Raw genomic sequence first — 20,707 nt, forward strand, 5'->3', positions numbered from 1 at the left:
GGCGTGATAGCTCCAATTTGGCATTTACTTTATTCTTCTGATTAGCTGCTACTTATAATAGAAAACAGTCATGAAAAATTAATGTTATCTTAAAACCACTTCTCAACAGATATTACTAAAAAAATCAATAAAGTGTGGAAAATAAGCTCACAAATTGTGGAATCTCATCACTTTAGATTAGAATTTTAAAATTATACATTCAGATTCCCACAAACGTAATCATCTGTCTATCAATACATAATAAAAAACAACATATAGAAGTGTTTCAATGAGTTGAATGCGGCATATTGATTGATTTATTACTAATTGTTCGTTTGAATGAACGATTTGAAGAGCGTTTAAACGAACTGGAATGAAACGGTTTGAAATTATTTAAAACTCAATAAATTATAAGTTATGAAAACATTAACGTACCTTTTATTAGTAGTATTCAATTTATATGCAGCTAACCTAATGGCGCAGGAGACCAAATGGGTGGCCGATAAAGCCCATACAAAAATTAAATTTTCGGCAACTCATATGGCAATTTCCGATGTAGACGGTAAATTTTCCGATTACAATGTAGAAGTTTTTGCTGACGGGCAAGATTTTGATGGAGCTAACGTAAAAGTGACTATTGATGCAAAAAGTATTGATACCGACAATTCAAAAAGAGACGAACATCTTCGTTCTGATGAGTTTTTAGGTGTGAGCCAATACCCTGAAATAAAATTTACCGGTAAATTAAAAGAAAATTCTATTGATGGTGAATATACGCTTGACGGTGTGTTAACCATCCGCGATGTTTCCAAAACAGCACAATTAAATGTTGTACACAAAGGAACAGTAGAAGCAATGGGAGCTGTACGTGCCGGCTTTAAAATTACCGGAACCATTGACCGGTTTGACTACAACGTAGACTGGAACAAAACGTTTACGAGCGGATTAGTAGTAGGTAAAAAAGTTGATATTGTTTGTGATATTGAGCTGAATAAAGCCAAAGAATAGTGATAAGCTAGAACACATTCGTTATAAAATGGAAAGAGCTGTGGAAAAGGAACATTTCCCTGACATCAGCTCTTTTTTTATGTAAATACAATTGCCATTTAGCATTTCCAGTTACACCGTATGCTACTTTGCCGCCGACCTCAAAGGGAGAGAAGATCGATCGCCTTTGCCGGCTTTGATATTACTTATTAAATTAACTACAGGATATACAGCATCTGCCGGTGCACCTTGCGGAGGCTCCCCGGATGTAGATATTTTTCCCCAATTTCCCTTATTTTCTACAATAACTAAAATTAAATCGGATTAGTGAAAAACAGAAAGCCAGGCTGAAAGGGCTGTAAAAAATTGATTAATAGCCAATTCGTATTGTGTCGTATTTAAAAGGCATAACCCTTGTGTTATATTTTATATAACATTTTTAAAAGAAAAGCTCAATGAAAACTTTATTAGCAATTGTAAACGCGCCAAAAGAATCAAAAGAATTTTTACGTTATGTGGCCGGGATGGCCGTTAACCTTGCCGCAGAAGTAAAAGTATTATATGTTCACACACCACCAAACTACCCATATGGATTAGCAGCCTCTGTTGATGTAGCTTCATTGCAAGTTGAAGAAAATCTCAAAGAGTTAATTGAAGAAACAGACAGAATATTGGAAAAAGATATTGATGAAATAACGAAGGAAATACAGAGTCCTGTTTTTACCGGATTTTCATCAGAAATCGGATTAACAACAACGGTTGCCAAAAAATTTGTTTCGGGCGAAAAGATAGATATGGTATTACTGGAAGGTCAGCAAGATTATGGTTTTTGGATGCAATCTCCTACAAATTTAGATGTAATTTCAGTACTTGAATGTCCGGTTTGGATTATTCCTAAAGGTGCAATATACCTGCCATTTTCAGAAATTGTATATGCTACCGATTATAATGAAGAAGATATAATAAACTTAAAAAAACTGATCAGCTTATTTCCTCATTTAGAACCAAACATTACTGCTTTGCATATTACCGATAGTGTTGATTTTGAGGAGCGGGTAAAAAAAGAAGGTTTTTTAGAAATGCTCCAGTCGAAAACCTCGTACAAAAATCTTACTGTTAAAACCGTACATAAAAGTAAAGACAAAGAAACAATTCAACTAGTAAACGATTTTGCACTCAGTAACAGAGCCGATTTATTGGTAATGCTAAAAGAGAACAAGTCATTTCTCGAACGAATTTTTACGAAGAACCAAACCAAAGAAACGCTTAAAACAACTGACCTGCCGTTGTTGGTTTATCATGAAAAAGAATAGTTTTTGCATAAAATATTGCTACAGTATTCCTTGAGTGAACAGACAGAATTCCGGAATAAAGTTTACCTTCAACGACACTTGCAATATATATTGGAAATGATTGAAATTGCCTATTCAGTCCAACACGAAAAAAAAGGAAATCAGGAAAAAACATGAAAAAAGAAAATGTTCGCAAAAAAAGAGATGAGTTACGCATTGGAGTTGCTGCCGATCACGGTGGATACGAGTTGAAAGTTCAGTTGATTGCGGTTCTCACTTTTGCCGGTTATGTGGTTAAGGACTTCGGTGCATCTGAATTGGTTGAAGGAGATGACTACCCCGATTTTGTAGTGCCATTGGCCCGAGCAGTTTCAGGAGGAGAGGTAGCACGTGGTTTGGCCATATGCGGTAGCGGCGTTGGAGCATGTGTTGCAGCTAATAAAGTTTCGGGTGTACGTGCAGCTTTAATCACTGATTCTTACTCTGCTCATCAGGGCGTTGAAGATGATGATATGAATGTTATGTGTTTGGGAGGCCGGGTTACCGGAACTGAGTTAGCCTGGGAATTGGTTCAATCATTCCTTAATGCTAAATTCAAAGCGGAGGAAAGATTTGCTCGTCGGCTTGCAAAAGTAAAAGCACTTGAAAAATAAAACACGATGCATTGAAAATACATAGTTTTAAAAATCGAATAAAATTTGATTTTTAAAATACTAATTGCCCATAAGTCCGAAGCTAAAGTTGGAAGAAAGAGGCATCTATCTTCATTTTTAACTTCGCACTTTAAACGTAAAACTTCTGAGAATAAATGCTATTTGTAGAAACTAAAGTAGCTGCAATAAAATTGAAAGGATTTAACCATTAACTGAAAAATAAACTTCAGAAAAAAGACTAATGCTTAAGAAAGGTCTATTGCTTTTCCTTTTTGCTCCTGGTCAAACGCGCATCTAACTCATAATTGAAAGCACCTAAAAATAGTACTTAAACTTCAGTACATTTGCAATTAACACTTCCATTATTTACTCTTCCTCAATTTTTATAACCTGAGTTGGGCACGAATCAACAGCTTCTTTTATTTCATCTTCATTCGCTTCCAAATCGGCATCAGGTAGTACTACCATTTTTTCAGGTACTTCAAAAACATCGGGGGCAGCACTTGCGCACAAATCACATGCTATACATTCATCTTCGCTCTCATCGAGCCATACTTTTTTAATTGTCATAATTCTTGTTTTTATTGTTAATGAGTAATGTTTCTCTTAAAGTTCATCAATTTTAGCAGCCAGAATGAAATCATTTTCTGACAATCCTCCTATTTTGTGCGTGCTCAGTTCCACATCCACCGAACTATAATGAATGCACATGTCCGGATGGTGATCTTCTTTGTCGGCTATTAATGCCACATTTTGAGCAAACGCCATACCCCGTTTAAAATTCTCAAACGGAAATTCCTTTCTAATTTTCTTATTGTCAATTACTTTCCAATCATCCCTTACATTTTCTTTAAACTGTTTAATCTCATCAGCTTTTAAAGGAGAAGTACCTTCTTTGCAAGGCACACAATGTTTTTCTTTTAAATCCATCACAATCGTTATTATTTTTCTCATTCAGGAAAATACCTGATGTAAACATTACTGTAGAAAATAATATGCCACAACTTAATTCACTGGGAATAAGACAAGAAAGGATTTGTTATTGTGTATTTTTTCCACAATTGGTGAGACAATACCACAATTTTTTAATCCGAATTCATAAAAATCCTGTGTATATGGCTGAATACAATAATACAAGTGGTTACGATGCCCCCAATATACATCGCTACCTTACATTCTTAAGCAAAACTAACGAGCGGGCCTGAACTTCATAAACACTTTGAATTAGTTTATTGGGGTCTGAATGATCTTGCATTTCGGTATCAACCAGAACTTCCCATTCTGGATTCAACCCTTCGTGCGGCAGGGTAAACAACATTGGTTCCCAGTAGCTGTTTACCAATATCAATAAAATTTCTTGTTGCAAACTGTTTCCATTTTCATCTATTTCTTTCATCAGTTCGCCATTAAGCAACATGCCCATCATCCGTATAAAACTAGTATCCCATTCTTCCTGGCTCATGTCAATTCCATCGGTATTTAACCATCGGATATCGTTTACACCTTCGCCCTGAATTTGTCGGTTTTTAAAATACCTGCGAGGATGAAGAATCGGGTGCTCGTTTCTTATAGCAACTATCTTTTTTGTGAATTCAAACAGATTTTTTTGTTCCTCTGTCCAGTCCCAATTCATCCAGGCAATTTCGTTGTCTTGACAATAAGCGTTATTATTTCCGTTTTGGGTGCGGCCGTATTCATCGCCATGACTAATCATTGGGACTCCCTGACTTAGTAAAAGTGTACTTAAAAAGTTCCTTTTTCGTTTTTCCCGAAGTTTTAAAATATCGGGGTCATCTGTAGCGCCTTCCACACCACTGTTCCAGCTAATGTTATGGTCTTCGCCATCGTTGTTGTCTTCCAGGTTGTTTTCGTTATATTTTTGGTTGTAACTTACCAGATCGTTCAGGGTAAACCCATCGTGGGCTGTAATAAAATTAATGCTCGACGATGGAAGTTTTCCGTTGTCTTGATACAGATCGCTACTTCCACTTAAGCGGTAGGCCAGTTCGCTCACCTGACTTTCATCTCCACGCCAGAATTTACGCACCGAATCTCTGAATTTTCCATTCCACTCGGCCCACAATACCGGAAAGTTTCCTACCTGATATCCTCCTTCTCCCAGATCCCATGGTTCGGCAATCAGCTTCATTTGCGAAATGGTTGGATCCTGATGAATGGTGTCCAAAAAAGTGGAAAGTTTTCCCACATCATACAATCCTCTTGCCAGTGTGGAAGCCAGGTCAAACCTGAATCCGTCGACCTGCATTTCGGTGGCCCAGTAACGCAGGCTGTCCATTACCAACTGCAAAGTACGACTACTAAGCATGTTTAATGTGTTTCCGGTACCAGTATAATCGGTATAATAAAGCGGCTTTTTTTGTTCAATACGGTAGTAATGGTGGTTGTCGATACCGCGAAAAGCCAATGTTGGCCCCAGGTGGTTCCCTTCCGCCGAATGGTTATAAACCACATCGAGAATGACTTCGATACCTTCGCGGTGATATGCTTTTACCATTTCCTTAAACTCGTTAACCTGATTGCCGTTTTGTCCCGAGGCACTGTATTCGGCATGTGGGGCAAAGTACCCGATTGAATTATAGCCCCAATAATTATGCAGTCCTTTATCCAAAAGGAATTTGTTGTGGGTGAAATGATGAATTGGCATCAGTTCAATTGCCGTGATGCCAAGCTCCTTAAAATAGTTGATTATAAGCGGATTGGCTAATCCTTTATAGGTTCCTCGCTCTTCTTCCGGAATACCCGGATGTGTTGCGGTAAATCCTTTTACGCTAAGCTCGTAAATAATGGAATTGTGCATTGGGATATCCGGTTTTTTTACACCTTCCCAGTTAAACTGCGTATCAATAACAACAGACTTGTTGAGTTCTGAGGCACTGTCGGTACTATTTTTTTTATAGACTGTTTTTTTGCTTTCATTTTTTAAATTGTAATCAAACATACTTTCCTTTACCTCAATCCTTCCGCAAATAGCTTTTGCATAAGGATCAATTAACAGCTTTTGTGGGTTAAAACGAAAACCTTTTTTAGGCTGATATCGACCAAATACGCGGTATCCGTATAATTGTCCTGGCTTTATTTCAGGAAGATAGGCGTGCCATACATAATCGGTTACTTCCGTAAAATCAACTTGTGTATATTCATGTGGATCATCGGGGTGGTGAAACAAACATAATCGAACTCCTGTTGCATTTTCACTAAAAAGCGCAAAGTTTACGCCCTTTCCATCGTATGTTGTTCCCAATGGGTAGGGTTTACCCGGTAATACTTTCATTTCATTATTGGTTTTTCTGTCGTTTGATATATCCATAAATAGTTAATTTTTTTCGATTTTCTGTAAATCCACGAATGATAAAACTCTTCAAAAGATAAATATTATGCCACATATGCGGGCTGATAATATTTATAAACGCTAGCTCCCCATTAAACATCAAGAACCAATTACACAAAAAGAGTTATCACATCCAAAATGATTACCCGAGGGAAGTTTGGCAAAAACCTTGCAATTATAATTCAATTCAGGTTTACCAAATATTAAAGAGTTACCTGTAAAGTTTAAAATACAGATTATGAAATACGAACCAATCTTTCCTTTTTTTCGTGGAGATTCCTGTGAATTCAACACTTGGGCACCTAAAGCAAATAAAGTTCAACTCGAGTTATGTCAATCCGGTCAACTGATCGAAATGCAGCCACAGCAACGAGGATACTGGTCGGCAACCATAGAAAATACAAAACCTGGAACAAGGTATAAATACCGTTTAAATGATAGCCAAAGCTACCCGGATCCAGCTTCATTGTCGCAACCAGATGGCGTGCACGAAGCTTCGGAAGTCGTTAATCTCAAGAACTTTGAGTGGACTGATGACGACTGGAAAAATATTCCACTTAAAGAAATGATTCAATATGAATTACATACCGGAACTTTTTCCTCTACGGGCAATTTCGACGAAATCCGACAGAAATTAAAATACTTCAAAGAACTGGGAATAAACACAATTGAGATTTTACCGGTAGCTCAGTTTAGTGGTCACCGAAACTGGGGTTATGATGGCGTTTACCCCTTTGCGGTCCAGAATTCTTACGGTGGAGCGCACGAATTAATGACCCTGGTAAACGAATGTCATAAAAATGGAATTGCTGTAATTTTAGATGTAGTCTACAATCATTTTGGCCCCGAAGGAAACTATGTGGGGAATTTTGGCCACTACTTTTCGGGAAAATATTCCACACCATGGGGCAAACCTATAAACTTTGATGAAGCTTATTCCGACGGTGTACGCAATTATATTATACAGAATGTATTAATGTGGTGCCGTGATTTTCATATAGATGGCTTAAGACTGGATGCCGTTCACTCTATTTTTGATTTTGGAGCAAAGCATATTATGCAGGAATTGGCAGAAAAATTGGATGTATTAAGCCATGAAACCGGCTGGGAACATTATTTAATTGCTGAGTCGCACCTCAATGATGTTAAATACATTTCGCCAGTTTCATCAGGAGGGTATGGATTGGATGCCCAGTGGTCCGATGATTTTCATCACGCCATTCATACGCTTACAACAAACGAAAGAAATAGTTATTACATGGATTTCGGGGAAACACAACAACTTTCAAAATCGATTAAAGATGTATTTGTTTTTGATGGCCAATATTCAGAATTCAGAAAAAAAACGTATGGGAATTCCACGGCAAATAATCCCGGAGAGCAGTTTGTGATATTTAATCAAAACCACGACCAGGTGGGAAATCGGATGAACGGTGACCGACTGATCTCTCTTACCGATTTTGAAACAGCTAAAACCATTGCAGCAACCATGTTTGTAACGCCTAATGTTCCAATGCTTTTTATGGGAGAGGAATATGGCGAACGAAATCCGTTCTATTATTTTGTTAGTCACCAGGATCCTGAATTGAACCGCTTGGTGCGCGAAGGGAGAAAAGAAGAGTTTAAAGATTTTTATGACAATACAAACAACGCAGTTGATCCAGATTCCACGGAAGCGTTTGAGAACTCAAAACTATCGTGGAACATTGAGGACAATGCAGAAAAGAAAGCCATGTTTGGTTGCTACCAGACACTTATTCGATTGCGAAAAGAACACCCAGTGCTTCAGCTTACAGATAAAAACAATTTAAAGATTTCGGAGCAGGGTAAATTAATTGTTCTGGAAAGATGGCAAGAAGAAAGAAGATTGTTTGCAGTTATCAATTTTGAAGACAAAGAAAAATCACTGAAAGTTCAGCCAAATACCAATAAGCCTTTAACGAGGATATTTGGTTCGTCGGAAAAGAGTTGGAACGGACCAGGTGAAATAACACCTAAGTCGATAGTGGCGGGAGATGAAATTTCAGTTAATAAGAAGTCAATCGTAATTTATTCAAATTAAGAAATATGAACGGACAACAAAGAGTTTTTATTGAAAATATAAAGCCACAGGTTAACGGTGGCCAATTTCCGGTTAAAAGAGTAATTGGCGATAACTTTACAGTTACTGCCGATATTTATTGCGACAGCCACGATATACTTAGCGCCGAGGTTTTATACAAATACCGCGACAATGATGATTGGCAACGAGTTGAAATGGAATATGTTATCAATGATAAATGGAAAGGCGAATTTCGTTTGCCCGGCTTGGGTTCTTGTTTATATACAGTAAATGCCTGGGTAGACCATTTTAAAACGTGGCACCGCGATATTTTGAAAAAAATTGATGCTTCGATTGACATTGATGTTGATTTGCAAATAGGTGCAGTTATTATTCAGCAAACACTGGATGCTTACTCCACAATTGCAGAAAAAGATAAAAACTACCTAAAAACGGTTATTGGAGAATTTACCTCGGGCAAGCTTATCCCGGAAAACAAAATAGAATCGATATTAAGCAACAAACTTTATCAGTCGATGATTCAATATCCCCTAAAAAAGTTTGTTACCCGTTTCGACAAGAATTTTGAAATAAGTGTAGAGCGTAAAAAAGCCAATTTTAGTACCTGGTACGAAGTATTTCCTCGCTCATTACATTCAGAAAAAGGGAAACACGGAACCTTTAAAGATTGTTTAAACATTCTTCCATACGTTGAAGAAATGGGTTTTGATGTGCTGTACCTCCCTCCTATTCATCCGATTGGTGAAACAAAGCGGAAAGGGAAAAACAACAGTGTTAAAGCAAAACCAGGAGAGCCCGGTTCGCCCTGGGCCATTGGAAGTAAAAATGGTGGGCATAAAGCCGTTCATCCCGAATTAGGTACACTTGAAGATTTCCAGCAGTTGATTCATAAAGCAAATGACCACGGAATTGAAATTGCCATGGACATTGCGTTTCAATGTTCACCCGACCACCCTTATGTGCAGGAACATCCGCGGTGGTTTAAGCACCGACCCGATGGTTCGCTTCAATATGCCGAAAATCCTCCGAAAAAATACGAGGACATTTACCCGATTAATTTTGAAACCGAAGATTGGGAAAATTTATGGGAAGAATTAAGAAGTGTATTCCTCTTTTGGATTGATAAAGGTGTGAAAATTTTCAGGGTAGATAATCCGCACACCAAAGCATTTAACTTTTGGGGTTGGGCTATTCAAAGCATTAAAAAAGAACATCCTGATGTTATTTTTCTGGCGGAGGCATTTACACGGCCAAAAGTAATGTACAATTTGGCCAAGCAGGGATTCACCCAATCGTACACCTATTTTACCTGGCGAAACACAAAATATGAATTAGAAACGTATTGCAACGAATTGGTAAATACCGATGCGCGTGAGTTTTTCAGGCCTAATTTCTGGCCCAATACTCCGGATATTTTGCCTGAATTTCTGCAGGTGACCAACCGTGCCGGATTTATACAACGAATTGCACTTGCTGCCACCCTGAGTTCTAATTATGGTATTTACGGACCTGCCTTTGAACTAATGGATAACACACCTATTCAACCGGGAAAAGAGGAATACCTGAATTCGGAAAAATTTGAAATAAAAGACTGGGATTTTGAAAGTTCCAAAAGCCTGAAAAAAATTATAGGTCGTATAAACACCATACGAAAAGAAAATAAGGCCTTACAAAACACACATTCACTTAAATTTCATGATATTGATAATGAAGCGCTGGTGTGCTTCAGCAAAACATCCGACGATTTAAGTAATATTATTTTGGTAGTAGTTAGTCTCGATCCGCATCATACACATTCCGGATGGTTGAGGCTTCCCCTCGATGATTTCAAAATGGACGACAATGTGCCGTATCAGGTTCACGATTTGATAAGCGGCTCCTACTTTCTTTGGAGCGGTGAGCACAATTTTGTGGAAATAAATCCGGGAGTAATGCCTGTACACATTTTCAAGGTGCGAAAGAAAGTCCGTTCCGAAAGAGATTTTGATTATTTCATGTAAAAAAATTTAAACTATGCATAAAAACGATTCAAAAAGATGGTATAAAGATGCGGTCATTTATCAGGCGCATGTGCGTTCTTTTAACGACAGCAATGGAGATGGAATAGGCGATTTTAAAGGGTTGATTGAAAAATTGGATTACCTGAAATCGCTGGGAGTAACTGCAATTTGGATTTTGCCGTTTTATAAATCACCTCTAAAAGACGGAGGGTATGATATTTCTGACTTTACCGCCATCAACACAGACTATGGTACCATGGCCGATTTTAAACGCTTTGTTCGCGAAGCTCATAAACGTGAATTGCGGGTAATTACCGAGTTAGTTCTCAATCATACATCCATCGAACACAAGTGGTTTGAACGCGCCCGACGGGCAAAACCCGGCTCTACATACCGCGATTTTTATGTATGGAATGAAACAACTGATAAATATACAGATGCACGAATAATATTTCAGGATTTTGAGATTTCCAATTGGACCTGGGATCCGGTGGCCAAAGCGTATTACTGGCACCGGTTTTATTCGCATCAGCCCGATTTAAATTTTGATAATCCAAGTGTGCATAAAGCGGTAACTAAAGTCCTCGACTTTTGGTTTAATATCGGTGTAGATGGTTTGCGCCTGGATGCGGTTCCGTATTTGTACGAACGCGAAGGTACCAACTGCGAAAACCTGCCCGAAACACATCAGTTTCTGAAAAATCTTCGCAAACACATTGACGAGCATTACGAAGATAAAATGTTACTGGCCGAAGCCAACCAGTGGCCCGATGATGCATCGGAATATTTTGGCGATGGCGATGAGTGTCATATGAATTTTAATTTCCCACTTATGCCGCGCCTTTACATGTCAATGCGAATGGAAGACCGCTTCCCGCTAATTGATATTATTGAGCAAACACCGCAAATTCCCGATAATTGCCAGTGGGCAATTTTCCTGCGAAACCACGATGAGTTAACGCTTGAAATGGTTTCGGATGAAGAGCGAGATTACATGTATAAATCATTCGCACAAAATGCGAAACAACGTATTAATCTGGGAATTCGACGAAGGCTGGCACCACTTCTTAACAACGATCGCAAAAATATCGAGTTAATGAACATCCTGCTGTTTTCATTGCCAGGCACTCCTATTGTATATTATGGCGATGAAATAGGAATGGGCGATAATGTTTATCTGGGTGACCGCGACGGGGTGAGAACGCCAATGCAGTGGTCGGCAGATAAAAATGCAGGCTTTTCGTCGGCAGAACCACAACAATTATTTCTTCCGGTAATTTTCAATCACGATTATCATTACGAGAGTATAAATGTGGATAACCAGGATAGAAATACAACTTCATTACTTTGGTGGATGCGCCGAATTATTGCAAAAAGAAAACAATACAAAGCATTTAGCCGTGGCGATATTGAATTTATTGATGCCAATAACTCTAAAATTCTTGCATTCACAAGAACTTGTGAGGAACAAAAAATACTGGTAATAATAAACCTTTCAAGGTATTCGCAACAGGCAGAACTCGATCTGTCAGATTATGCGGGCTACGTACCAAATGAAGTTTTCAGTCAAAACAAATTTAAGGTAATTGGCAAAAATCCTTACATATTCCCGATGCAGTTTAAAAATTATTTTTGGTTTGAACTGGTTAAACAGGAAGAAGAAGAATTAACAGGAATTTCCTCAACCGACTCTCAGTTAACATTATCCGCAAAGGACTGGAATCTGATGCGAGAGTCTACCCAAACTGAGATTCAAAAATTATTGCTGAATTACATGCACAAAAGTAGATGGTTCAGAGGAAAAGCTAAAAAAATAAGTGGCATCGAAATCAAAAATGCAATACCGCTTGCAATAGGAGAACTAAATTCTTACGTCCTCATTATCGAATGCTTTTATATCGAAGGTAAAAGTGAACAATATGTCATACCGCTTTCCATAACAACAGGCGACAAGATTTCTGAGATCAAATTAAATAATAAGGAAGCACAGGTGGCTTTTGTAAACATTGATGGTCACGACGGATTATTGTACGATGGTTCTTACGATAAAAAAGTGAGGGATTTATTCTTTCAACTGATTCACCAAAAAGGAAAAGTTAAAAATAAGAGTGGAGCCATTGTTGGTGTGCCGGGTAAAAAAATAAATACGAAAGTAAAGAAAAGTGAACTTCCTATTCCGTCCAAAGTTCTTCTTGCCGATCAGTCAAATACATCTGTATTATACGACAATCGCTTTTTCTTTAAATTATACCGAAGTCCGGAGGAGGGAAGTAATCCTGAGTTGGAAATTATAAAAACACTGACGGAAAATACGACCTTCCGAAATTTCCCAACATTTACCGGTGCATTGGAATACCATAAAAACGATGCTGAAAGTTCAGCATTGGGTATTTTAGTCGATTTTGTTCCTAACGAGGGAAATGCCTGGGAATTAACCCAATCGGCCATCGATCGTTATTTCGACCATATAATTGGTGAAAGGAGTTCATTAATGACGGAGATAAAGGATGAGAATGTAAATGTTGTTGAGCGTTTTGGCGAAGAAAAAATGAAAGAACTGCTTGGGCCGTTTTTTGTTGAAATGGTACAACTGCTGGGGCAGCGAACAGCAGAAATGCATCTTGCACTGGATTCGGTAAAAAACAAGAAAGAGTTTACTCCTGAACCGTTTTCAATTCTATATCAAAAGTCACTATATCAATCGTTTAGAACACTTATTAAACGAACGATAAATCAAATGAAATCATCAAAAAATAAATTGAATGATGAAGGAAAAAGTTTGGTAGATGATATCATAAAAAATGAGAGCCTGCTTCTATCGACAATGAAATATACCCTTGAAAAGAAAAAAATACATACTTCAAAAACAAGGGTTCATGGCGATTACCACCTGGGACAAGTGCTTTTTACCGGAAAAGATTTTATGATTATTGATTTTGAAGGCGAACCAACACGCTCTCTTACGGCCCGGAATATAAAACATTGCCCGTTTAAAGATGTGGCCGGAATGTTACGATCATTCCACTATGCCATTTACATGGGCCAATTGGAAAATAAGTCGAAAATACAAGAGAGGGACGATTATATGAAGCCCTGGTTGGAAGCATGGTATGCAACCGTTGAAAAAGAATTTATTGCCAGCTATTTAAAAACTGCCGGTAATGCATCGTTTATCCCTGAAGAGGAACGACAAATTAACGATTTGCTTTCGGTTTACACTATTGAAAAAGCCATTTATGAAGCCGATTATGAATTTAATAACCGCCCCGACTGGCTTCATATTCCACTTAACGGATTAAAGAAGATTTTAGACAATTTGGTTGAGCAGGAATAGTAAACGCTGAAAATAAATAAAAATTGAATTATGAGTGAAAAGCAAAATAAATCATCAAAGACAAAAAGAAAAAGTGTAAAAACAAAGAAAAAAACTGTTGTTGCTAAAAATAAAGAGGCCAACAAAGCAAATGTTGTTGATGATATTAAAAACATTATAACCGAATACGATATTTACCTGTTCCGTGAAGGGAAACATTTTTCATTGTATGAAAAACTTGGAGCCCATGTAATTGAACACAACAATACCCGCGGAACTTTTTTCGCGGTCTGGGCGCCAAACGCCGAGTCGGTATCCGTAATCGGTAATTTTAACGGCTGGCAAAAAGAAGCCAACATCCTCAGCCGACGGGAAGACGACTCGGGTTTATGGGAAGGTTTTATTCCCAATGTGGAAAAAGGTGAAGCGTACAAATACTTTATCCGTTCAATGTTTGATGGATTTGAGGTTGAAAAAGCTGACCCTGTTGGTTTTTACAGCGAACAACCGCCCAAAACTGCATCGGTTGTATGGGAATATAACTACAACTGGAACGATGCGGCCTGGATGAAAAAAAGGGGAAAAAACAATGCACTCGACAGTCCGTATTCTGTGTACGAAGTTCATCTGGAATCGTGGCGCCGTAAACCAGAGGAAGATATGAAACCTCTGAGTTATGCTGAACTGGCAGAGCAACTTACTGCTTATGTAAAAGATATGGGATATACCCATGTGGAATTAATGCCCGTGACTGAATTTCCGTTTTCGGGTTCCTGGGGCTACCAGGTAACGGGCTTTTTCGCCCCTACCAGTCGTTTCGGCACACCCGATGATTTTATGTATTTTGTAGATTACCTGCACCAAAACGATATTGGTGTAATCATGGATTGGGTACCTTCGCATTTTCCGGGCGACCAACACGGATTGCACTTTTTTGATGGAACATATTTGTACGAACATGAAGATCCCCGAAAAGGGTACCATCCAGACTGGAGCAGCTATATCTTTAATTACGGCAGAAACGAAATACGTAACTTTTTAATTAGCAGTGCACACAGTTGGATGGAACGTTTTCACATCGACGGAATCAGGGTAGATGCTGTGGCTTCGATGTTGTATCTCGATTATTCACGTAAAGAAGGAGAATGGATTCCGAATGAACACGGTGGGCGTGAAAACCTGGATGCCATTAAATTTTTGCGCGACCTCAATGAATCGATTTACACGAAATTCCCTGATGTGCAAACCATTGCCGAGGAATCAACTGCCTGGCCAATGGTTACCCGACCTGTTTATACCGGTGGTCTTGGATTTGGAATGAAATGGAATATGGGCTGGATGCACGATACGCTGGGGTACTTCCAGAATGAAACCGTTCACCGAAGTTATCACCACAATCAGATGACATTCAGTATTATGTATGCGTTTAATGAGAATTTTATGCTTTCACTTTCACACGATGAAGTGGTGCATGGAAAAGGGAGCCTGATAAATAAAATGCCTGGCGACGACTGGCAGAAGTTTGCCAATTTGCGCGCCATGTTTGGTTTTATGTTTGCTCACCCGGGGAAGAAGCTTCATTTTATGGGTATGGAATTCGGACAGTGGAAAGAATGGAACCATGAGAGCAGCCTCGACTGGCATTTGTTGGAACACGACACACACAAAGGCCTTCAGTTTTTTATAAAGGATTTAAACAGTGTTTATAAACGTTTTCCGGCCCTTTATGAAAATGACTTTAGTGGCGAAGGATTTAAATGGATTGATGCGAACGATTCCCAAAACTCGGTTTTCAGTTTTGTCCGCTACGACAAACAGAAAAAACACCCCGTTCTTATCGTTGCGAATTTGACACCGGTTCCAAGGTATAATTATCGTGTTGGAGTTCCTGATGATGCCAAATGGCAAGAAATTCTGAACAGCGATGCCAAACAATATGGAGGTAGTGGAATGGGAAACTTTGGCGGTGTGGATTCAAATCCGGTACCGTATCACGATGAAGAACAATCCATTAATATTATGATTCCCCCATTGGGAATTGTAATGTTTGCAAAAGAATAAAAATATATGTCGATGCCAATATACAATCCCGTTTCTACCTATCGTCTGCAATTCAATAAAGACTTTACGCTTAAAGATGCAGAACAGATTATTCCGTATTTACACAAACTGGGCATAAAAACGATTTATGCTTCTCCGGTTTTTCAAGCTGTGCGGGGAAGTTCGCATGGTTACGATGTCACCGATCCGTTGCAGCTAAATCCCGAAATAGGAACAGTAAGTGACTTGAGTTCACTAATTAAAAAAGTTGGTAAATACAATATGGGTTGGTTGCAGGATATTGTGCCTAATCACATGGCTTTTTCAGTTGAAAATCCATGGATTTACGATGTGCTGGAGAAGGGCAAAAATTCGGAGTTCTATCCTTTTTTTGATATCCTTGAAAACCATCCAGAACAGGAGCTGAAGAACCGGTTAATGCTGCCCTTTTTCGGAAAACCTTTGGAAAAACTAATTGAAGATAAGGAGTTAACTGTTAGTATTGCTAAAAATGGATTTAAACTGAATTATTTCGACAACCAGTACCCAGTTTCTGTTTCGGCCTACCCTACCATACTTGAGTCTGCACCGCAGCAAATTATTCCCGAGTCGGTTTCAGCCTGTTTAGTTGCGTTGGCACAAAACAAAGATTTTGATAAGGTGCGCCATAATCTTTTAAACGATTATCATCTGGCAAAAGAAACTGAAAATTACATCAACGAGTGCTTGTCGGCAGTAAATAACAACCCCGAAAAAATGAAGGAATTGGTAAGCCAATTGTATTATCAGCCTGCCTTTTGGAAGGATACCGAATATAAAATTAATTACCGTCGCTTTTTTACCATTAATGGGCTTATTTGTGTCAATGTTCAGCATAAAGAAGTTTTTAGCACCACACATAAACTTATTGAAAGCTGGTTAACAAACAAGGTTATTCAGGGTGTCCGGGTAGATCATATCGACGGACTTTTTAATCCGACAGAATATTTAGAGCGACTGCGGAATCTGGCGGGAGAAGAACCTTATATTGTTGTGGAAAAAATACTGGAAGAAGATGAAACGATTCCCGATAATTGGCCGGTGGAAGGAACAAGTGGATATGATTTTTTAGGAATGGTGAACAACCTCCTTACCAATCCGGATAAGGGAAAGGATTTTTATTCCTATTATAAAAACTGGATTGATGATAACGACGATTTCAGTGATGTTTTTTACCGAAAAAGCCGTTTTATCCTTTACAATCGCTTAAAAGGAGAGTTGGAAAGTCTTACTCGTGAGTGTTCTAAAATTAACGCAATTTCATCCTTAAATTTAGATGGACTGAAAGTACAAACAACCATTGGTGAATTTCTTGTTTTCTGTCCGGTTTATAAACTATTTCAGGCGCCTTCATCTTTTTCAGAAAAAGAAAAGCAGCTTGTCTCCACAATCTTTACTGAAGTAAAAAAGAAAAGCAGTGCCAGCGAAAATGTGGTAAATGTATTGGAAGATTTGTTTTTGTTGCGCTTACCGGGAAGTGAAAATGAAATACCCGCAATTGATACATTTTTCAGGCATTGTATGCAATTTACCGGCCCTTTGATGGCCAAGGGAATTGAAGACACTGCATTTTATTCGTACAACCCGTTTATCTGCCATAACGAAGTAGGTGATTCACCGGGCTACTTTGGCATTTGTACTGAAACCTTTCACAATTATATGAAGGAAAGGCTTGAAAAGCTTCCCCTAACGATGAACGCCATCTCAACTCACGACACCAAAAGAGGAGAAGATGCCCGTGCCCGTTTAAATGTGTTAAGCGATATGCCCGAAAAATGGATGGGGGTGACGCAAAAATGGAGGGAAGTAAACCGGGAGTTTAAGCAATTCGATGGTGATAACGAAATCCCTTCACCCAACGACGAATATTTAATTTACCAGGTTGTATGTGCGCATTTACCCATGAATGCCAAAATTGACGACACATTTGTGAACCGGATGGAAGAGTATCTGCTGAAAGCAATGAGGGAAGCAAAAGTAAATTCATCATGGAGCGATCCCAATGAATATTACGAAAATAATACTGTAGCCTTTGCCCGAAAAATACTGTCGCCCGAATCAAAATTTACAGCGATTTTGTTCGCATTTATGGAAGCGTTGATTCCTCATGGTATAACAAATTCAATTACACAGCTTATTTTGAAAAATACAGTTCCGGGGGCACCCGATACTTTTCAGGGCACGGAATACTGGAACTTAAGTTTTGTTGATCCCGATAATCGTCGTCCCGTTGATTTTGCCAGGCTTTCTGATCAACTGCAACAAATTATTGCTGCTCACAATACCGATGCAAAAAAATTGGCTGAAAAATTATGGAAAGAGGGTAGCAATGGAAAGGTAAAACAATGGATTACCTGGTTAACATTGCAGGAAAGAATGAATCATGAGAACCTTTTTCTGAAAGGCAGTTATATTCCGTTAAAGGTTACAGGGGAATTCGAAAAGAACATTATTGCATTTTACAGGAATTTTCATGATGAACATTTAATTGTAATGCTTCCATTAAACACTGCTGCCCTACCGGATGGGTTTTCGTGGAATAACACACAAATTGAACTTCCGGCATCAGCACCATCAAAATGGATTAACCGCATTACAAAAGAGTTGGTAATTACTGATCAGGAATTAAAAGCAGATGAAATATTTGGAGTAGTTCCATTTGGGATTTTAAGGAGTAGCGTTTAGGACACTTTATTTAAAAAATAATTCTGAAATAGAACAAAATAACCACAATCTGCGATTGGTGGTGAGTGAAAAATTCCACACTCTTGCCAAATCATCAAACCACAAACTAAGAACTTAGAGGACTAATAATCAATTACATAATACGAATTATTGGATGTACTATAAATGTGGCATAATCTTTTATGGTACAACTCGGAATAGTATAAAGCTAGAATTGAATAATATCACTTAATTAATTACTATGGAAAAGATTTTTAACCAGGATTTTTGGACCACATTTGCAAAAAGTTTAAGCGAATGGATAATAAACGAGTTACCAGCCATTGTTCTTTTAAGCGTTCTTTTGTTGATATCGCTTCGCGTTGGTTCTTTTTTAGTAAAAAAACTAAAAACAATATTGGCTAAAAGAACAGCTCACCGTACAGATGAACCAAATACCGAGGTGGAGAAAAGGTTAAACACCTTAATGGGAATTGTAAAAAAAGGAGTTGCTATAATCATTTGGTCAATGTTTATTATGATTTTTCTGAAAAAGATAAACATCGATATTGCACCAATTCTTGCCGGCGCCGGTATCATTGGGCTGGCAGTGGGTTTTGGAGCTCAGGAACTGGTGCGTGATTTTATTACCGGCTTTTTTATTTTGCTTGAAAACCAAATCAGAACCGGCGATGTGGCTATTATTAACGGAACGGGTGGGCTTGTTGAAAAAATTGAGCTTCGAACCATCACTCTTCGTGATTTATCAGGCGTTGTACACATATTTCAAAACGGAAAAATAAATTCGGTTTCAAACATGACCAAAGATTGGTCGGCCATGGTTTTTGATATTGGCGTGGCCTACAAAGAAGACCTCAACAAGGTGATGAAATTAATGAAGCAGGTTGCCGATGGAATGATGGAGGATAAAGAGTTCAAAAATAATATTATTGAACCTATGGAAATTTTTGGGCTCGACAGTTTTGGCGATAGTGCACTTGTTATAAAAGGCCGGATTAAAACCAAACCCATCCAGCAATGGACCATTGGCCGCGAGTACCGCAAACGGTTAAAAGAAGTTTTTGATGAACACAAAATTGAAATCCCATTCCCACATCAAACAATTTATTGGGGTGAGGAAATTGAGCCCTTGAAACTAACAATGGAAAAAGCGGAAGAGCAGGTAAATAAGACAAAATAATAGCTGGAATTTTCTACTAAAAGTGCTAAATATCTTCGCTTTTCACGTATTAAAACTGTGGAATTCAGAAGAAAGATGTAGAATTATTTCACAAAAGGTTATTGTCATCTTTTGCTCTTTCATAAACGAATATGACTTCTTGCGGGACTTTAGACATTGCAGCTTTGTTCTATAAATTTTGGTATAATTTTTTCATCAAGCTTAATAACAATAATCACTTAAAAAATATTATTTATGCCTTATTCAAAACAAGACTACCCCGCTTCGATGAAAAATCTTTTACCTGATATACGTGAAAAAGCGATTGAAATTTTAAATGCACTTATAGATGAAAAAGAGATGAATTTAGAAATTGCAATACCTACAGCTATTAGTAGGGCAAAAGACTGGCTTGCTAACCGAAACAGAACGGTACCTGATACACCTACTGATTCAAAAAAGCATGGTCAGGATATTTATGTAACGCCACATGCCGAAGGCTGGGCAATAAAAAAGGAGAAAAATAAGCGGGTTAGTTTTATTTTCAAAAAGAAAATTGAGGCCGTTTCAAAAGCCAGAAGTTTGGCCAGAAGAAACCATGGAAGCCTGATTATTCAGCGAAAAAATGGAACAATTCGATCAAAATTATCATATAATCAATCCTAATAAGGCCAAAATATTTAATGCACGAAAATAACAGGGATGAAATGCTCTGTTTTTCGTGCTATTTTTTTTTATGGAAGTTCAATCTCAATAGCAAGAAGATCTGGTTCTAAGAAATGTTTACCTTTTGCTCGTTTAACATTCCATATGAATAACCCGATTGTATAACCCGAACCAAAGGCCTCCTTGCCAATTCATTCCTGTAACAATCAAGCCCCGTTCCATTACCTTATTTACAATCCTGAGTTTGATTTTAAAATCGTTTCACAGAAAGTCATAAATGCTTCATTTTTTAGTTTCAATTCTACTCATTTGTCGCAATTTTTCCACACTTCTGAGAAACTTAAAAAACAGGTCATCTTCCGAATTCCTTTTGCACAGTTGGTTAGCAAGAGCAAACCCAACATTGCAAAATACTGGCATGGTTTTTCTCCTACATCCTTTAAAAGATTATTACCGAATTTAGTTTAAAACGAAATAACCTTA

General features: G+C 38.1%; 13 protein-coding genes. 10 read left to right on the forward strand and 3 right to left on the reverse strand.

The window, feature by feature from the left end:
• Positions 1-396: 396 nt before the first annotated feature.
• From G0Q07_RS15675 to G0Q07_RS15685, 3 genes are all read left to right on the forward strand, one after another.
• Complete coding sequence (locus tag G0Q07_RS15675) at positions 397-987, forward strand: YceI family protein (RefSeq protein WP_163347918.1); 591 nt, start codon at positions 397-399, stop codon at positions 985-987.
• Positions 988-1,421: 434 nt separating this feature from the next.
• Positions 1,422-2,279: an adenine nucleotide alpha hydrolase family protein gene (locus G0Q07_RS15680; RefSeq protein ID WP_163347920.1), complete on the forward strand. Its 858-nt coding sequence runs from the start codon at positions 1,422-1,424 to the stop codon at positions 2,277-2,279.
• A gap of 152 nt (positions 2,280-2,431) precedes the next feature.
• Positions 2,432-2,911 carry an RpiB/LacA/LacB family sugar-phosphate isomerase gene (locus G0Q07_RS15685; protein ID WP_163347922.1) on the forward strand — a complete coding sequence of 160 codons (480 nt, stop codon included), beginning with the start codon at positions 2,432-2,434 and terminating at the stop codon, positions 2,909-2,911.
• A gap of 366 nt (positions 2,912-3,277) precedes the next feature.
• On the opposite strand, the gene G0Q07_RS15690 is transcribed toward G0Q07_RS15685, so the two are convergent.
• From G0Q07_RS15690 to glgX, 3 genes are all read right to left on the reverse strand, one after another.
• Entirely contained in the window at positions 3,278-3,481 is a 204-nt protein-coding gene (locus G0Q07_RS15690; protein ID WP_163347924.1) for a ferredoxin, read from the reverse strand.
• A gap of 36 nt (positions 3,482-3,517) precedes the next feature.
• A complete protein-coding gene (locus tag G0Q07_RS15695; protein WP_163347926.1) occupies positions 3,518-3,841 on the reverse strand; it encodes a 4a-hydroxytetrahydrobiopterin dehydratase in 324 nt (107 codons plus the stop codon).
• A gap of 235 nt (positions 3,842-4,076) precedes the next feature.
• Positions 4,077-6,239: a glycogen debranching protein GlgX gene (glgX, locus tag G0Q07_RS15700; RefSeq protein WP_163347928.1), complete on the reverse strand. Its 2,163-nt coding sequence runs from the start codon at positions 6,237-6,239 to the stop codon at positions 4,077-4,079.
• Positions 6,240-6,498: 259 nt separating this feature from the next.
• Between glgX and treZ the strand changes: the two genes are divergently transcribed.
• From treZ to G0Q07_RS15735, 7 genes are all read left to right on the forward strand, one after another.
• A complete protein-coding gene (gene treZ / locus G0Q07_RS15705; RefSeq protein WP_163347931.1) occupies positions 6,499-8,322 on the forward strand; it encodes a malto-oligosyltrehalose trehalohydrolase in 1,824 nt (607 codons plus the stop codon).
• A 5-nt stretch (positions 8,323-8,327) separates the two neighbouring features.
• Positions 8,328-10,322, forward strand: a complete 1,995-nt coding sequence (locus G0Q07_RS15710; protein WP_163347933.1) for an alpha-1,4-glucan--maltose-1-phosphate maltosyltransferase — start codon at positions 8,328-8,330, stop codon at positions 10,320-10,322.
• Between the two features lie 13 nt (positions 10,323-10,335).
• Positions 10,336-13,656, forward strand: a complete 3,321-nt coding sequence (gene treS / locus G0Q07_RS15715; protein ID WP_163347935.1) for a maltose alpha-D-glucosyltransferase — start codon at positions 10,336-10,338, stop codon at positions 13,654-13,656.
• Positions 13,657-13,686: 30 nt separating this feature from the next.
• Entirely contained in the window at positions 13,687-15,696 is a 2,010-nt protein-coding gene (gene glgB / locus G0Q07_RS15720; protein WP_163347938.1) for a 1,4-alpha-glucan branching protein GlgB, read from the forward strand.
• Positions 15,697-15,708: 12 nt separating this feature from the next.
• On the forward strand, positions 15,709-18,399 hold the full coding sequence (gene treY / locus G0Q07_RS15725; RefSeq protein ID WP_163347940.1) for a malto-oligosyltrehalose synthase: 2,691 nt from the start codon (positions 15,709-15,711) through the stop codon (positions 18,397-18,399).
• A 241-nt stretch (positions 18,400-18,640) separates the two neighbouring features.
• A complete protein-coding gene (locus G0Q07_RS15730; protein WP_163347943.1) occupies positions 18,641-19,579 on the forward strand; it encodes a mechanosensitive ion channel family protein in 939 nt (312 codons plus the stop codon).
• Between the two features lie 234 nt (positions 19,580-19,813).
• Positions 19,814-20,224 (forward strand): DUF2188 domain-containing protein, encoded by a 411-nt coding sequence (locus tag G0Q07_RS15735; RefSeq protein ID WP_163347945.1) that lies wholly within the window; start codon positions 19,814-19,816, stop codon positions 20,222-20,224.
• Positions 20,225-20,707 lie beyond the last annotated feature (483 nt).

The organism is Draconibacterium halophilum (assembly GCF_010448835.1).
Taxonomy (GTDB): Bacteria; Bacteroidota; Bacteroidia; order Bacteroidales; family Prolixibacteraceae; genus Draconibacterium; species Draconibacterium halophilum.